Source organism: Streptomyces venetus, from assembly GCF_039540295.1.
GTDB lineage: Bacteria > Actinomycetota > Actinomycetes > Streptomycetales > Streptomycetaceae > Streptomyces > Streptomyces venetus.
Genome location: NZ_BAABET010000005.1, coordinates 306,480 through 321,767, shown reverse-complemented (window position 1 = coordinate 321,767; position 15,288 = coordinate 306,480). Strand labels below are relative to the sequence as shown.

Sequence of the window (15,288 nt, the reverse complement as noted above, 5' to 3'; positions counted from 1 at the left end):
TTGCTCCCGATGTGTCGTCGGTGACGTGGCATGGGTGGTGCGGGGTGGTGCGGGGTGGTGCGTGGGAACCCTTGTAGTCAGCCGTTAACCGGCGTGCAAGGGAGGGGAATCCGCCGGTGGGGATCAGCGGAACAGGTCACGCGAGCGGCAGCTGTCCCGACCGGTCGGTATGGACAGGTGTGTCTCCCTCGGGTAGAGATGTCTCATGCGCATCGCCGTGACGATCTTCCTCACCGACGAGACGATCACCCCGACCCGGCTCGCACGTGAGCTGGAGGACCGCGGTTTCGCCGGCCTGTTCCTGCCCGAGCACACGCACATCCCCGTCGAGCGGACCACTCCGTACCCGGCGGGCGGTGAGCTGCCGCGCGAGTACGGCCGTACCCTCGACCCGTTCGTGGCGCTCGGCCAGGCCGCCGCCGTCACCGGGTGGCTCGGCCTCGGCACGGGCATCACGCTCGTCGCCCAGCACGACCCGATCGTCCTGGCCAAGCAGGTCGCGACCCTGGACCACCTGTCCGGCGGCCGGTTCACGCTCGGGCTCGGCTTCGGCTGGAACGTCGAGGAGGCCGCCGACCACGGCGTGCGCTGGCGCACCCGGCGCGAGCTGGTCCGGGACCGGATGGGGCTGATGCGGGCCCTGTGGTCCGAGGAGCCGGTCGCCTACGAGGGGGAGTTCGGCGGCGTCCGGGCCAGTCAGGCACACCCCAAGCCGGTGCGGAAGGCGCGTGGCCCGGTCGTCGGTCCGCGCACGCTCGTCGGCGGGGCCGCCGGACCCAAGCTGTTCGCCCACATCAGCGAGTACGCGGACGGCTGGCTGCCCATCGGCGGACGCGGCCTGTCCGAGTCCCTGCCGCTGCTGCGGACGGCCTGGGCGGACGCGGGCCGGGACCCGGACGCCCTCCAGATCGTCCCGTACGCCGTCCACCCCACCCCGGGCAAGCTCGCCCACTACGCGGAGCTCGGCATCGAGGAGGTCGTGGTGCAGCTGCCTCCGGCGGAGGAGGCGGAGGTGCTCAAGGCGCTGGACGGACTCGCGGGGTATCTCTGACAACTCCGGTGCCTGGCAACGCGGTTGGCTCCCCCTACTAAACTACGGGTCAGCAAACTGAGTCGGGTGCACACCGATGCGCGGCTGACCACCGCGCCGGACGGTGTGACGGGCCCGGCTCTCAGTCACCGTGGGGGAGAGCGTCTTGAGGCTTGCCTGGTTCGCCTGGCTTGTGCGTCACTTCAAAGAGTACGGCTACAGCCAGGGGCTGCTGCGCGCCGGGATCGGCACGCTGGCCGTCCTCGTGACCGCCGCGCTGGTCTGGTTCGCGCTGCACCGCAACCGACCGGCCGCCGTGGCCGCCGCCGGGCTCACCTTCGTCCTGGGCACAGGGTGGCTGGCCTTCCACTGACGGGTCTCCACCGACGGGGCTTCCCCGGCTCTGATCAGCGCACTCGTATGCTCGAAGGATGACGACTTCCGCGACCTCCGGAACCGGCCCCACCGAGAACTCCATGCGTCGCGCCCTGAAACGGGCCAGGGACGGCGTCTCCCTCGACGTCGCCGAGGCGGCCGTGCTGCTCCAGGCCCGGGGTGAGCAGCTGGAGGACCTGTCGGCCTCGGCCGCCCGGGTGCGGGACGCCGGGCTCGAGGCGGCCGGCCGGCCCGGCGTCATCACGTACTCCAAGAGCGTCTTCATCCCGCTGACCCGGCTGTGCCGGGACAAGTGCCACTACTGCACGTTCGTCACCGTCCCCGGCAAGCTGCGCCGCGAGGGCCACGGGATGTTCATGTCCCCGGACGAGGTCCTGGACATCGCCCGCAAGGGCGCCGCCCTCGGCTGCAAGGAAGCCCTCATCACCCTCGGCGACAAGCCCGAGGACCGCTGGCCGGAGGCGCGCGAGTGGCTCGACGCGCACGGCTACGACGACACCCTCGCCTACGTCCGCGCCATCTCCATCCGCATCCTGGAGGAGACGGGCCTGCTGCCCCACCTCAACCCGGGCGTCATGAGCTGGACCGACTTCCAGCGCCTGAAGCCGGTGGCGCCCAGCATGGGCATGATGCTGGAGACGACCGCGACCCGCCTCTGGTCCGAGCCGGGCGGCCCGCACCACGGCTCCCCCGACAAGGAGCCCGCCGTGCGGCTGCGCGTCCTGGAGGACGCGGGCCGCTCCTCCGTCCCCTTCACCTCGGGCGTCCTGATAGGAATCGGCGAGACCTACGAGGAGCGCGCCGAGTCCCTGTTCGCGCTGCGGAAGGTGACCCGGGCCTACCACGGCGTCCAGGAGCTGATCATCCAGAACTTCCGCGCCAAGCCGGACACCGCGATGCGCGGCATGCCGGACGCGGAACTGGACGAACTGGTCGCCACGGTGGCCGTCGCCCGCCTCCTCATGGGTCCGTCGGGCTGCATCCAGGCCCCGCCCAACCTTGTCGACGACGAGTACGAGCGGCTGATCCGGGCCGGCATCGACGACTGGGGCGGGGTCTCCCCGCTGACCATCGACCACGTCAACCCCGAGCGCCCCTGGCCGCAGATCGAGCAGCTCGCCGAGAAGTCCCGGGCGGCCGGGTTCGAGCTGCGCGAGCGCCTGTGCGTGTACCCGGAGTTCGTACGGCGCGGCGAGCCCTGGCTGGACCCGCGGCTGCGTCCGCACGTGGCCGCGCTGGCTGACCCGGAGACCGGACTGGCCCGCCCCGACGCCCTGCCGCGGGGCCTGCCGTGGCAGGAGCCGGAGGAGGTCTTCACGGCGTCCGGCCGCACCGACCTGCACAGCTCCATCGACACCGAGGGCCGCACCTCGGACCGCCGGGACGACTTCGACGAGGTGTACGGCGACTGGGAGGCCCTGCGCGAGGCCGCCGCCCCGGGCATGGCACCCGAGCGCATCGACACCGACGTACGGCAGGCGCTGCGCACGGCGGCCGACGACCCCACCAAGCTCACCGACGACGAGGCGCTGGCCCTGCTGCACGCGGACGGCCCGGCGCTGGACGCCCTCGCACGGGTCGCCGACGACGTACGCAAGTCGGCCGTCGGGGACGACGTCACCTACATCGTCACCCGCAACATCAACTTCACCAACGTCTGCTACACGGGCTGCCGTTTCTGCGCCTTCGCCCAGCGCCGTACGGACGCCGACGCCTACACCCTCTCCCTCGACCAGGTCGCCGACCGGGCGCAGCAGGCCTGGGACGTGGGCGCGGTGGAGGTCTGCATGCAGGGCGGCATCCACCCGGACCTGCCCGGCACGGCGTACTTCGACATCGCGCGGGCCGTGAAGGAACGCGTGCCCGGTATGCACGTGCACGCCTTCTCCCCGATGGAGGTGGTCAACGGCGCGAGTCGCACCGGCATGTCGATCCGCGAGTGGCTGACCGCCGCCAAGGAGGCCGGACTCGACACCATCCCCGGCACGGCGGCCGAGATCCTCGACGACGAGGTCCGCTGGATCCTGACCAAGGGCAAGCTGCCCGCGGCGGACTGGATCGAGGTCGTCACGACGGCGCACGAGCTGGGCATCCGGTCGAGCTCGACGATGATGTACGGGCACGTGGACCAGCCCCGCCACTGGCTCGGGCACCTGCGCACCCTCGCGGGCATCCAGCAGCGCACCGGTGGCTTCACCGAGTTCGTGACGCTGCCGTTCGTGCACACCAACGCGCCCGTGTACCTGGCGGGGATCGCCCGCCCGGGCCCGACCATGCGGGACAACCGCGCGGTGACGGCCATGGCCCGCCTCCTGCTGCACCCGCACATCCCCAACATCCAGACCAGCTGGGTGAAGCTGGGCACCGAGGGCGCGGCGGAGATGCTCCGCTCCGGCGCGAACGACCTCGGCGGGACGCTCATGGAGGAGACGATCTCGCGCATGGCGGGCTCGTCGTACGGCTCGTACAAGTCGGTCAAGGACCTCATCGCGGTGGCGGACGCGGCCGGACGCCCGGCCAGGCCGCGCAACACGCTCTACGGGGAGGTCCCGGACGAGCGACAGCAGGCGGCCCGGGCTTCGGACGGGCATCTGCCGGAGCTGCTGCCGGTGCTCGACTGACAGCCGGTCTACTGGCCCCCGGCGTCAGCCGGCTGATGTGCTGTCACGGCACGGTCGGCCGTGGCGCCGGGGGCCGTCGGGGGCGGCGCGGGCCTGCTCCGGCCCAGCCACAGCAGGACCACGCCCAGGGAGCAGGCGATCGCCGGCCAGTAGACGTAGCGGAAGTCCGTCGCGGGCATGATCGGCAGATAGCCGAGGATGTAGGCCGCCGAGCTGACGCCCAGCGCCCGGACCGGCATGGCGAACACGCCCCGGCCCGGGCGGACGGCCAGCACCAGGGCGACGGCGAGCCAGAACCAGCCGCGGAACAGCCACCGCACGTCCGTCGCCATGCCGCCCACGTACGTGCCCAGCATGTCCTCCAGCCGGGGGTGCGCCACCTCGATGCCCAGGTCGTTGCGGGTGATCCCCGCCTTGTACGCGTAGTCGGTCTCGAACAGCAGGGTCGCGAAGAGCCGCAGCCGGTACTGGAGGTAGCCCGGCACGTGCCCGCTCATCTCGTGCAGCCACAGCGACGTGATCTCGCCCGAGTCGCCGCGCAGCCCGTCGGCGGGGCGCTGGTAGCAGGCCCAGTAGGCGTCCGACAGGGCTCCGATGCGCTCGCACTCCCGCGCCGAGGCCACGAGCCGGTCCCGCAGGCCGGGTGACACGTCCGCCGACCGGAGTTCGTCCACCGACAGCACGTGGACCAGGTCGTCGAGCATGATCTGCGCGCCCTGTTTCGTCCCGATGGGCCGGGCGAACAGGGAGATGGCGACGGCCGGTACGAGGAGCGCGGCCACGAGCGCCGCCGTGCACGTCACCCATGTACGGCGCCCGGGAGCGCGCCACAGCGCCAGGACGAGCAGGATGAAGACGGGGATCGCGGCGAAGAAGGCGTTCTTGCGCACCAGCATGGCGTACGCGAGGAACAGCACGCCCAGCGCGAGCAGGCCCCACCGCACGGCGGGACGCGGGTCGCCGTCCCGCAGCCGCAGCCCGAGGAACGCGACGGCGCACGCGGCGAGCAGCGCGAACGCGGTGTGGACGTCCTTCCACACCACCCCGACGAAGTTCAGCACGAAGGGCATCGGCCCGATCCCGAGCACGGTGAGCGAACCGCCGCGGCTCCCGGTCAGCTCCCAGACGCACCAGGCCAGCACCCAGAGCGCACCCCAGAAGACCACGGCCTGGAGCACCGCCATGGACGCGAACGTGCCGGTCACGGCGATGAGCGCCCGCCACACCAGGCTCAGCACGGGCGGATGCCAGTCGGTCAGGGGCGTCCGGCCCTCGGCCTGCCGGAGCTGTTCGAGGCTGTCGGGACTCAGGTAGCCGGGGGCGAAGACGAGGATCGTGCCCAGGCAGCAGACCGCGGCGACGGCGGCCAGCGCCCACACCCAGCGCCGCACCCGCGGCACCCATCCCATTTGTCCCATAAGCCGGATATTAACGGCTCAGGGTGCGACGAAGACGTAGCGCCGATAGGCGTAGAACCGGAACAGCGTCGCGAGCACCCAGCCGAGGATGCGGGCGGTGTTGTCGCTGAGCGGGGAGTCGAGCCCGAGCAGATGCCGGGAGGTGAAGACCGTGCCCGCGGTGATGGCGAGGCCCACCCCGTTCGCCACGAGGAACAGGGCGAGTTCGCGGGTCACCTTCTCGCGGTGCTGGTGGCGGTAGGTCCAGTAGCGGTTCCCCGCCCAGCTGAAGAGCGCGGCGGCACTGGTCGCGAGGACGGACGCCTGGACGGGGGAGGCGCTCATCGGCCCGCCCGCGGCGCCGCCGGGCAGGCCGAAGACGAGCAGGTTGTAACCGCCGTTGTCCACGACGAAGGCCAGCGCCCCGACGACCGAGAACTTGGCGGCCTCGCGCCAGATGCCCTTGACGGCATCGCGCGCACGCAGCGTCACGGAGGCGAGGACCGGCACACGGCGAGAGTAACGACCCGGCGCGCCCTCGCTACTCAGCCACGCTCATATCGCACTATTTCATACGGTATGAGCAATTGATCCGAGATCCGAGAGGGAGCGGCCGTGGAACCGACGATCGCGTGTGTCGTGCCGTGCCACAACGAGGAGGCGGCCGTCGGCAAGGTGGTACGCGACCTGCGCACGGCACTCCCCGAGGCGGTCGTCTACGTGTACGACAACGCCTCCACCGACCGCACGGTGGAGGTCGCCCGGGAGGCGGGCGCGATCGTCCGGCAGGAGCTCCGCAAGGGCAAGGGCAACGTCATCCGCCGCGCCTTCGCCGACGTCGACGCCGACGCGCTGCTCATCATCGACGGCGACGACACCTACGACGCCTCCCGGGCCCGGGATCTGGTCGACCTGCTCTTCGAGGGCCCGTACGACCAGGTCGTGGGCGCCCGCCGGGTCACCGACGACGGGGCCTACCGGACCGGACACGCGGTGGGCAACAAGCTGCTCACCGGGGCGGTGCGCTCCCTCTTCGGCAACGATGTGACCGACATGCTCAGCGGCTACCGCGTCTTCTCGCGCCGCTTCGTGAAGTCCTTCCCGGCGCTGGCCCGCGAGTTCGAGACCGAGACCGAGATGACGATCCACACCCTCCACCTCCGCCTCCCCACGGCGGAGATCCCCATGGACTACCGGGTGCGGCCGGCCGGCGGCGAGAGCAAACTGCGCACCTACCGGGACGGCTGGCGCATCCTGCGGGTCATCCTCGATCTGGCGAGACGCGAGCGCCCCTCCCTCGTCCACACCGTGATCGCCGCCGTCCTGGCCCTTGTCTCGGTCGTCCTCGGCATCCCCGTCATCGCCGACTTCGTCCGCACCGGCACCGTGCCCCGCGTCCCCACGGCGATCCTCGCCGCCGCGATCATGACGATCGCGGCGATCGTCCTGCTCGTGGGCTACATCCTCGAATCGCTCACCCATATGCGGCAGGAACAGATCCGCCTCGTGCACCTCGCCTACCCGGCTCCCGTCCGCTCCCCGCGCCGCGCCCTCCACGGAGCCGGCACCGGACCGGTACCGGTCCGCAAGACCGCCGCCGACGGCCCCTGAGCCGCCGGGAGAACCCGCCAGGAGAACACAGGAGAGCAGCGGGCGCGCAGTACGATGATCGGAACCCCGGTTCGTGCGGGGTCCCGTGACTGAGGAGATGCGTGCCCGTGCCTGCCCGACTTCCTTCGTGGGCCTGGGTGACCGGGCTGACCGTGGGAGCGATAGCCGCGGTGACGGTCCTGGCCGTGCAGGCGGACCAGGGCCCGCACCCCGCCGCCACATCGGCCAAGCCGAGCAGCTCGGCCCCGGCGGGCGCGCGGCCCACCCCCACCGCGTCCGCGTCGACCAAGGTGCCCGACGGCTCCGGCACCGGCCGGCGCGTCGTCTACTCCCTCGATGACAAGCGGGTGTGGCTGGTCGACGCGAGCGAGGCCACGCGCCGTACGTTCACCGTGTGGCCGGGCACGGTCAGCCCCGACCCCGGCACGTACACGGTGTCCTCCCGCATGGGGGCCACCACCGGCTCGGACGGCGTCCAGATCGAGCACATCATGTACTTCGCCGCGAAGGACGGCGTCTCCGTCGCCTTCTCCAACGCGGTCGACGGTGCCTCACCGCCGCCCGCCGACTCCGGCGCCAGGACGGGCGGGGTCCGGATGAAGAAGGCGGACGGCACGGCACTGTGGGCGTTCGGCATGGTCGGCACGACCGTGGCCGTGGTCAAGTAGACCTGGTGTTCAGGTAGCGGACGTCTCCGCACGCGGGGCCGACAACTGGTTGACGACCAGCACGACTCCGCTGAACAGGAAGATCCGGGTCGCGGCGTCCAGCCCGTTCCAGCTCTTCGACTGCCACATCGAGAACCACTCACCGCCTATCGCGATGAACCCGGCGCCGAACAGCAGCATCACCATCAGCAGCCCGTAGCTGGAGAACTGCCGGGCGCGCGCCTGATCGTTCCTGGCCCACAGCCAGCTCCCGTAGCCGAGGACGAGCGCGGCGACGGTCTCCCACGCGATGATCAGGACGTAGGCGGTGTCCTGAAGTCCCGTGCTCGTTATGGCCCGCCACATCAGGTCCTCGTCCTTGAACGTGGTGTCCATGGCCAGCACGTGCCGGACGAACTGCTGGTTGGTGCCGAAGTCGGTGATGTTCCCGAAGGCGACCAGCGCCATGTAGAGGGCGATGGTGGCGGTGAGCAGCATGGCGGCAAGGGACAGTCTGCCGCGCGGAGTTGTGGAGGTGGCCATGCCGATCATTCTCCCCGCGTGTGGCCCTCCGGTGTACCCCGTGACCATCGAGCGACAGTGACGACCGCGAAGAGGACGTTTGTAGGGGGAGATTCGGTGCACTCGAAGAACTAACAAAACCCTTATATGACGGAGTGGAGAGGCGTTATGGGCATCATTGCTTGGATCATCATCGGGCTGCTCGCAGGGGCGATCGCCAAGGCTCTGATGCCGGGCAAGGACCCGGGGGGCATCATCATCACCATGCTCATCGGTGTCGCCGGTGGGCTGCTCGGCGGCTGGCTCGGCAAGGTCATCTTCGGCGTCGACTCCATCGACGGGTTCTTCGAAATCTCCACCTGGATAGCCGCGATCGTCGGCTCCCTGATCCTGCTCGCCCTCTACCGCGTCGTCACCGGCAACCGACACTCGCACCGTCACGCATGACCGGTTGACGTTCAGCTCGTCGGAGCCGCCCCCGGTCGGTGGGGCGGCTCGTGGCGTTTCCGGAGCCACTGGAGTCCTCAGCCCTTCGGTAATGTGTTCGCCATGGGCGGGGCTCACGGCAGCCGCCGGACGGGGGAACGACGTTGACAACCACTCACGCCTTATCCGGGGCGGGGACCAGCCCGCCGCAGGACGGCGACACGGTCATCGACGTACGCGACCTGCGGATGCGCTACCGCAGCCAGGACGTGCTGAAGGGCGTCGGCTTCACGGCCCGGCGCGGCGAGGTCCTCGTGCTGCTCGGCCCGAACGGCGCCGGCAAGACGACCACGATCGAGGTCCTGGAAGGCTTCCGGATGCGCTCGGACGGGGACGTGACCGTCCTCGGTACCGATCCGGCTCGCGGGGACGAACGCTGGCGTGCGCGGCTGGGCATCGTGTTGCAGTCCTGGCGGGACCACGGCAAGTGGCGGGTACGGGAACTGCTGGCCCATCTCGGCTCGTACTACGTGCCCTACTCCACCGACCTCATACAGCGCCCCTGGGACGTCGACGAACTCCTCGCCGCGGTGGGGCTGACCGAGCAGGCGGACAAGCGGGTCGGGACACTGTCCGGCGGGCAGCGCAGGCGTCTCGACGTGGCCATCGGCATCGTGGGCCGCCCCGAGCTGCTGTTCCTGGACGAGCCGACGGCGGGTCTGGACCCGGAGGCCAGGAACGAGTTCCACGGCCTGGTACGCGGACTCGCCGACGAGAACACGACAGTGCTGATGACCACCCACGACCTCGCCGAGGCGGAGAAGCTCGCCGACCGGATCCTCATTCTCGCCGGCGGCCGGATCGTGGCCGACGGCTCGGCCGAGGAACTCTCCCGCCAGGCGTCGGCCGAGGCCACGGTGCGCTGGACGCTGGACGGACGCCCCTTCGAGGAGGCGACCGCGGAGCCCACCGCGTTCGTCCGCCGGCTGTTCGAGGAGCACGGAGACGCGGTCGGCGGACTCGAGGTGCGCCGGGCGAGCCTGGAGGACACCTACCTGACGATGGTGCGAGAGCTGGAGGCAGCGCGATGAGCCCGGTGTGGCACGCGGCGGGAGCAGGGGTCCGGCGCGGCTGGACGGAACTCCGGCAGACCTTCACCACCGGCCAGGACGTGTTCGGGTACGTGCTCTGGACCGTGCTGCTCATGGTGCCGCTGTTCCTGCTCAGGGACGATCCGCTGAAGGGCGCCGGCATCTCGACCGGCGCGTTCATGCTGCCGAGCATGCTGGGCATGACGCTCGCGTTCACCGGGATGATGACCACGGCGCAACTGCTCGCGACCGAGCGGGAGGACGGCACACTCCTGCGGGCCAAAGCCGTGCCGCACGGCATGGTCGGTCACCTGGTCGGAAAGATCATCATGGTCTCGGGTACGGCCTTGGCCTCCATGGCACTCCCCTTCGCCGTCGGCATGTTCCTGGTGGACGGCGTCGCCCGGCAGGGCGGCGGAGCGTTGCTGACGCTGGTGTGGGTGATCCCGCTGGGACTCCTGGCGACCCTGCCGATCGGCGCCGTCATCGGCTCACTCGTCAACAGCCCACGCGCCGTCGGGCTGTTGATGCTCCCGGTGATGGGACTCGTCGTGATCTCCGGGATCTACTTCCCCCTGTCGGAACTGCCCGAGTGGCTGCGGACCGTCGGGCAGATCTTCCCCGTGTACTGGGTCGGCCTCGGTCTCCGCTCCGCGCTGCTGCCGGCCGACGCGGTCGCCGCCGAGATCGGTGCGTCCTGGCAGCACCTGGAGACGGCGGGCGCACTGGGTGCGTGGACGCTCGCCGGTCTGCTCCTCGCCCCGTCCGTCCTGCGCAGGATGGCCCGCCGCGAGTCCGGCGCCGCGATGGCGGAACGCCACCGCAAGGCGATGCAGCGGGTCGGCTAGCGACCCGCCGCGAACTCCAGGAACTCGGACCAGGCGCTGTCGGTGAAGGCCAGACGGGAGCCGGTCTTGTTCTTGGAGTCGCGGATGTGGATGGTGGCGGGGGATATGGCGGCCTCTACGCAATCGGGGCCGTCATTGCTGCTGTAGCTGCTCTTGAACCAGTCGAGTTCAGTGGTCACGACTCTTCTCCCAGAACTTTCTCGATGAAGGCCAGGGACTCCCGAGGCGAGAGGGCCTGCGCCCGGATCATTCCATAGCGCATGTCGAGGATCTGGGCGTCCCGGGGATCGCTGATCACGCGATTGTGCAGCTGCGCCTCGAAGTGCCCCAGCGTTTTGCCGTCCTGGAGCTTCAGCACCCTGAACGGACCTGCCATACCCGCGTGGTCCTCCCGGTCTGTCGGCATGACCTGGATCGACACGTGCCGCAACTTGGCGACTTCCAAGAGGTGTTCGAGCTGTTGGCGCAGCACCATTCTGCCCCCGAGCGGCCGCCGTAGCGTCGACTCTTCCTGGACAAACGTGATGAGCGGTCGCGGCACGCGATCGAACACGGCCTTCCGTGCCATGCGCGCGGCCACGTGCCGTTCGATCTCGTCCTCCGTAAAGGCGGGCCGCCGCATGGCGTACAACGCCTGGGCGTACTCCGGCGTCTGGAGCAGCCCGTGGATCTGGTGGTTGTCGTAGGCCCCGAGCTCGATGGCCTCGTCCTCCAGCTTGGCCAGGTCCCGCACCTTCTTCGGATACCGGGCCTTCTCCACATCCTCCTTCATCGCGGAGAGCTTCCCCCCGGCGTTGAGGACCTCATCGGCCTTGTCCAGGAAGTCCGGCTTGGGAACGCGGCGCGCCCGCTCCACGGACGACACCATCTCCTCCCCGTACCCGATGGCCGACCCCAACTCCGCCTGCTTCAACCCGGCGGCCTCACGCCACATCTTGATCTGCCGCCCGACGGCCCTGAGCACGGCCGCCGCTTCCTCGTCCTCCATGCCTTCCCCTCCTGACGTACCAGCCGTACGACCCCGCCACGCAGTCGGACAGTCACCCTCCGTACCGAGGTCATTGCTGTTCAGAGTAGGGACGAGCGACCACGCTGGGTGACATGAGTCAGAAATCCCCCACCCGGATCCCGCTCCACACCCGGCACTTCGCGGTGCAGCTGTCCGCCACTCGAAGAGGTGCTCGACTGGCCCGCCTGCTCACCGAACGCCAACTCGACGCGTGGGGTGAGCCGTACGAAACTGCCGCGCAGGTCGTGGCGGAGCTGGCGTCCAACGCCGTACGGCACGGCCGCGTCCTGGGCCGGGACTTCCGGCTGCGCCTGAAGCTGCACGCCGACCGCACGCTCCGTATCGAGGTCACGGACGCCCGGGGCGACCGGGTCCCGCGACTCCCGGACCCGGGGGAGGAGGACGCGGAGGGCGGCAGGGGCCTGCGTATCGTCGAGGCGTACGCGGACCGCTGGGGTGTGACGGAGGCGCCGGCGCACGCGAAGACGGTGTGGTCCGAACTGGTGCTGGGTCAGGACGACTTGGGAGCGCATTCGATCTAGGGTGATCGAATGGACGTGGGGGCGGTCTTGATAGCCGTGGCCGGTGTGGCGGGGACGCTCGGGGGAGCCCTGCTCACCCAGCGCGGTGCCGAGAAGGCCAAGCGGCGCGAGCTGGACATGAGTCAGGCCCTCCAGGAGGCGCGCGAGAACCGCGAGCTGCGGCGCCGCTGCTACACGGAACTGCACCGAGACGCACGACAGTTCTGCACCGCCCTCAGCCGCCATCTGTACGTCATGCGGGACCGCACGCCCGGCGAAGAGGACGTCCAAGCACTGGAAGCGGCCAAGGACGCGTACCGCGATCGCTGGTCCGAGGCGCTGATGATCGCGCCGGACACGGTGATCGGCCCGGCTCGTGCGGTGAACGGCGCTCTGAACGGGGTCTACGGGCACGTGAAACGCCTGGAGCAGGGAAACCCGCGACCCGGTGAGACGCTGCGGTCGGCCGCCGAGGCGCAGCATGCCGTGTGGCCGCTGATAGCGGCCGTGAGAGAAGCGATGCGCCGCGACCTGGGCATCACGGGGGAGTCCGAGGAACGACCGCCCTACTCCACCGACGCCACCACGTTCTTCCAGGACTTCGACGACCCGGATCGCGGCCGGTCATGACCCGGCCGTTCACGACGCCAAAGACCAAAGAACCGGGGAAAGAACCAACCCGCCCCCACCGCCCCCGCAGCTCACCCGCAGGGGTGAACATCACCAACTCGGCTGGCGTGGAGGGCAGTCGATGGTGCAGCGTCAGCGCAGACAGCCGCACAAACGAATTCGGCCCCCGCCGGGACTGCCATCCCAGTGCGAGGGCCTGATCACCTAGGAAGCAGACCCTTCCCGATGACTGACCAGCACCCTAGCGCGCCCGCACGCGCGCAGTCCGGCACTTCCGGTGTCCAGCACGTGACGGAACGCCACGACGACCACTTCACCGTCGTCGGCAACCACCTCGCCCAGCACCCGGACCTGTCCCTGACGGCCATCGGCCTGGCCGTCCACATCCAGTCGCTGCCCGCCGGAACGCCGGTCGGCATCAAGGCGCTGGCGGCGAAGTTCCCCGAGGGCGAGATCCGCGTGGCGGCGGCCCTGCGGGAGCTGGAGGCACACGGCTACCTCGCACGCCCCAGGGAGCGTCTTCAATCGGGCCGAGTCGTAACCCGCACGGTGTCGTACAACAAGCCCCGGACGGCGACCCCGGACCGCCGCCCCGTGTCCGCCGCACCCCGGAAGGAACCCGCGCCACCGCCGTCGCACGGAACCGCCGCCGACCTCCTCACCGGCCTGCGGGCCCTGGACTCCCGCCTCCTCCTCAGCGAACGCGACGTACACCGCCTGGCCCCGGCGGTCTCGGCCTGGCTGGACCGGGGCGTCCCCGCCACGGCCGTGGCACGCACCCTGACGACCGGCCTCCCCCAGACCCCGATCCACCACCCGGCGGCCCTCCTGGCCCACCGCCTGACCAGCTTCCTCCCGCCGCCGCTCCCCGAGGCGCCGCCCCGCCCCGACCCCGCACCGCGCCCGCACCCCCTCCAAACCTGCGACGGCTGCGACCGAGCCTTTCGGGCCTTGGAGCCCGGCCACTGCCGCGACTGCCGCACCACCGAACCGGCGGCGGCCTGAGGGTGCCGGGAACGGGCCACGCGGTCCCTGACCTGACTCCGAACGCGTTGCGTGATGCCGTCGCCCGGGTCGCCCCCAGTCGGCTGCCGGTGCTCACCCAGCACCTCTTCGAGGCCACGACCAACGCCCAGCAGACCCAGAGCCTGGCGCCGCTGCGTGCGTTCATCCACTCCTGGGCCGTTTTCGTCGCCATCGAGCGCCACCCCGCGCGAGCCGAGCGCCTTCGCCAACTGGAGCGGATCGTGGACCTGGGCGAGGAAGACCCCTCTGAAGCCATCGCCGAGATCCGGGCCATCCGAGAGGCCGCAGAGGCAGAGGCAGGGCTGCGGCGGACGTGAAGGGAGCCCCCCGCCCCCATTCGATTACAGTGCTGGGCGTCGTACGAATGGACGGTCCCTGGGAGGTCGAGGTGGGTGCGACTGCCGGTGCCGTCTGGGGGCGTACGGAGCAGCAGGACTTTCGTAGCCGGGTGCGCGGGACGTTGCTCGGTGTGGCCGTCGGGGACGCGCTGGGCGCGCCCGTCGACGGGCTGGGGATCGACGCGATACGGGAGGCACACGGCGGGGAGGGGCTCGTGGATCTCGCCCCCGTCTACGGCAGACGCGGGGCCGTGACGCATCTCACCCAGCTCAGCCTGTTCTCCGTGGACGGGCTGATACGGGCGCAGGTGCGGCGCGACACCGGCGCCTGGCATCCGCCCACCGACGTGCACCGGGCCTACCTCCGCTGGGCCGCCACCCAGCGTGACTGGGGGCCCGACCTGCGGCGCAAGGACGACGGCTGGCTCGCCCGGGAGGAGTGGCTGTACGCGCGGCGGGATCCCAGCAGCGCGCTGCTCCTCGGGCTCGGCGACGAGACCATGGGCACCCCCGAGGCGCCGAAGAACCCCGGTGAGCTCGGGCCGGAGGCCGCTGCCCGGTCCGCTCCCTTCGGGCTGCTCGTGGGGTGGGAGCCGCAGCTCGTCGCCCAGCTCGCGGTGGAGTGCGCGGCACAGACCCACGGTCACCCCACCGCCTGTCTCGCGGCCGGTGCGTACGCCGTGATCGTGCACGCGCTGGCGCTCGGGGAGAGTCTCGACGGAGCCGTGCAGCGGGCGTTCGCGCTGCTCGCCGCCCGGCCCGGGCACCAGCCCGTGTCGGAGGCACTCCAGCACGCGCTGGGCGCGGTACGGCAGGGCATGCCCGGACCCGAGCGCGTGACCGAGCTGTGCGGCGCCGGTACGGCGGAGAGCCTCGTCGGCGCCGCCGTGTACTGCGCCCTCGTCGCCGCCGACGTCCGGCACGGGCTGTGTCTCGCCGTCAACCACGACGGCCCGTCCGCCGCCACCGGCGCGCTGACGGGCGGCCTGCTCGGTGCCCTGCACGGCGAGACGGCCCTCCCCCCGGCCTGGCTGGCCGAGCTGGAGGGCCGTCCCACGATGCTGGAGCTGGCCGACGACTTCGCCATGGAGATGACCCAGGGGCCCGCGCTGCACGGGCCCGGGGGGTCGTCGCCGGGGTGGCTCGCCCGCTATCCCCGTGCCTGACCGGGAGAT

At 70.8% G+C, this 15,288-nt stretch carries 18 protein-coding genes; 13 read left to right on the top strand and 5 right to left on the bottom strand.

The window, feature by feature from the left end; all coding sequences use genetic code 11:
* The first annotated feature begins 205 nt into the window (after positions 1 to 205).
* The 3 genes from ABEA82_RS18555 to ABEA82_RS18545 all read left to right on the top strand — a co-directional run bounded on the left by ABEA82_RS18555 (position 206) and on the right by ABEA82_RS18545 (position 4,047).
* Positions 206 to 1,051 (top strand): LLM class F420-dependent oxidoreductase, encoded by an 846-nt coding sequence (locus ABEA82_RS18555; RefSeq protein WP_345662647.1) that lies wholly within the window; start codon positions 206 to 208, stop codon positions 1,049 to 1,051.
* A 172-nt stretch (positions 1,052 to 1,223) separates the two neighbouring features.
* Positions 1,224 to 1,403 (top strand): hypothetical protein, encoded by a 180-nt coding sequence (locus ABEA82_RS18550; protein WP_345662646.1) that lies wholly within the window; start codon positions 1,224 to 1,226, stop codon positions 1,401 to 1,403.
* Positions 1,404 to 1,461: 58 nt separating this feature from the next.
* Positions 1,462 to 4,047: a bifunctional FO biosynthesis protein CofGH gene (locus ABEA82_RS18545; RefSeq protein ID WP_345662645.1), complete on the top strand. Its 2,586-nt coding sequence runs from the start codon at positions 1,462 to 1,464 to the stop codon at positions 4,045 to 4,047.
* Positions 4,048 to 4,055: 8 nt separating this feature from the next.
* On the opposite strand, the gene ABEA82_RS18540 is transcribed toward ABEA82_RS18545, so the two are convergent.
* Both ABEA82_RS18540 and ABEA82_RS18535 read right to left on the bottom strand, forming a co-directional pair.
* A complete protein-coding gene (locus ABEA82_RS18540; RefSeq protein ID WP_425588534.1) occupies positions 4,056 to 5,465 on the bottom strand; it encodes a hypothetical protein in 1,410 nt (469 codons plus the stop codon).
* Between the two features lie 18 nt (positions 5,466 to 5,483).
* Positions 5,484 to 5,954, bottom strand: a complete 471-nt coding sequence (locus tag ABEA82_RS18535; protein ID WP_345662644.1) for a GtrA family protein — start codon at positions 5,952 to 5,954, stop codon at positions 5,484 to 5,486.
* A 105-nt stretch (positions 5,955 to 6,059) separates the two neighbouring features.
* Here ABEA82_RS18535 and ABEA82_RS18530 point away from each other — a divergent pair, with 105 nt between their 5' ends.
* Both ABEA82_RS18530 and ABEA82_RS18525 read left to right on the top strand, forming a co-directional pair.
* Positions 6,060 to 7,055 carry a glycosyltransferase family 2 protein gene (locus tag ABEA82_RS18530; protein ID WP_345662643.1) on the top strand — a complete coding sequence of 332 codons (996 nt, stop codon included), beginning with the start codon at positions 6,060 to 6,062 and terminating at the stop codon, positions 7,053 to 7,055.
* 107 nt (positions 7,056 to 7,162) lie between these two features.
* Positions 7,163 to 7,723: a hypothetical protein gene (locus ABEA82_RS18525; RefSeq protein WP_345662642.1), complete on the top strand. Its 561-nt coding sequence runs from the start codon at positions 7,163 to 7,165 to the stop codon at positions 7,721 to 7,723.
* Positions 7,724 to 7,732: 9 nt separating this feature from the next.
* On the opposite strand, the gene ABEA82_RS18520 is transcribed toward ABEA82_RS18525, so the two are convergent.
* Positions 7,733 to 8,245 carry a DUF2165 domain-containing protein gene (locus tag ABEA82_RS18520; protein WP_345662641.1) on the bottom strand — a complete coding sequence of 171 codons (513 nt, stop codon included), beginning with the start codon at positions 8,243 to 8,245 and terminating at the stop codon, positions 7,733 to 7,735.
* A 147-nt stretch (positions 8,246 to 8,392) separates the two neighbouring features.
* Here ABEA82_RS18520 and ABEA82_RS18515 point away from each other — a divergent pair, with 147 nt between their 5' ends.
* The 3 genes from ABEA82_RS18515 (at position 8,393) to ABEA82_RS18505 (ending at position 10,589) form a co-directional block, all read left to right on the top strand.
* Complete coding sequence (locus ABEA82_RS18515; protein WP_345662640.1) at positions 8,393 to 8,671, top strand: GlsB/YeaQ/YmgE family stress response membrane protein; 279 nt, start codon at positions 8,393 to 8,395, stop codon at positions 8,669 to 8,671.
* A gap of 227 nt (positions 8,672 to 8,898) precedes the next feature.
* Positions 8,899 to 9,741 carry an ABC transporter ATP-binding protein gene (locus tag ABEA82_RS18510; protein ID WP_345662931.1) on the top strand — a complete coding sequence of 281 codons (843 nt, stop codon included), beginning with the start codon at positions 8,899 to 8,901 and terminating at the stop codon, positions 9,739 to 9,741.
* Positions 9,738 to 10,589 (top strand): ABC transporter permease, encoded by an 852-nt coding sequence (locus ABEA82_RS18505; RefSeq protein WP_345662639.1) that lies wholly within the window; start codon positions 9,738 to 9,740, stop codon positions 10,587 to 10,589. Before ABEA82_RS18510 ends, ABEA82_RS18505 begins: the two co-directional genes overlap by 4 nt.
* On the opposite strand, the gene ABEA82_RS18500 is transcribed toward ABEA82_RS18505, so the two are convergent.
* The gene (locus ABEA82_RS18500) at positions 10,586 to 10,768 is read right to left on the bottom strand and encodes a DUF397 domain-containing protein (RefSeq protein ID WP_345662638.1); all 183 of its coding nucleotides are present in this window, start codon (positions 10,766 to 10,768) and stop codon (positions 10,586 to 10,588) included. The genes ABEA82_RS18505 and ABEA82_RS18500 overlap by 4 nt on opposite strands.
* Complete coding sequence (locus ABEA82_RS18495) at positions 10,765 to 11,577, bottom strand: helix-turn-helix domain-containing protein (RefSeq protein ID WP_345662637.1); 813 nt, start codon at positions 11,575 to 11,577, stop codon at positions 10,765 to 10,767. Before ABEA82_RS18495 ends, ABEA82_RS18500 begins: the two co-directional genes overlap by 4 nt.
* Positions 11,578 to 11,690: 113 nt before the next feature.
* On the opposite strand from ABEA82_RS18495, the gene ABEA82_RS18490 reads away from it, so the two are divergent.
* The 5 genes from ABEA82_RS18490 to ABEA82_RS18470 all read left to right on the top strand — a co-directional run bounded on the left by ABEA82_RS18490 (position 11,691) and on the right by ABEA82_RS18470 (position 15,279).
* Positions 11,691 to 12,140 carry an ATP-binding protein gene (locus tag ABEA82_RS18490; RefSeq protein WP_345662636.1) on the top strand — a complete coding sequence of 150 codons (450 nt, stop codon included), beginning with the start codon at positions 11,691 to 11,693 and terminating at the stop codon, positions 12,138 to 12,140.
* Between the two features lie 9 nt (positions 12,141 to 12,149).
* Positions 12,150 to 12,749, top strand: coding sequence for a hypothetical protein (locus ABEA82_RS18485; protein WP_345662635.1), 600 nt, complete (start codon positions 12,150 to 12,152; stop codon positions 12,747 to 12,749).
* 225 nt (positions 12,750 to 12,974) lie between these two features.
* Complete coding sequence (locus ABEA82_RS18480) at positions 12,975 to 13,754, top strand: helix-turn-helix domain-containing protein (RefSeq protein ID WP_345662634.1); 780 nt, start codon at positions 12,975 to 12,977, stop codon at positions 13,752 to 13,754.
* Positions 13,755 to 13,801: 47 nt separating this feature from the next.
* Positions 13,802 to 14,092, top strand: a complete 291-nt coding sequence (locus ABEA82_RS18475) for a hypothetical protein (RefSeq protein ID WP_345662633.1) — start codon at positions 13,802 to 13,804, stop codon at positions 14,090 to 14,092.
* A gap of 71 nt (positions 14,093 to 14,163) precedes the next feature.
* Positions 14,164 to 15,279, top strand: coding sequence for an ADP-ribosylglycohydrolase family protein (locus ABEA82_RS18470; RefSeq protein WP_345662632.1), 1,116 nt, complete (start codon positions 14,164 to 14,166; stop codon positions 15,277 to 15,279).
* Positions 15,280 to 15,288: the final 9 nt, after the last annotated feature.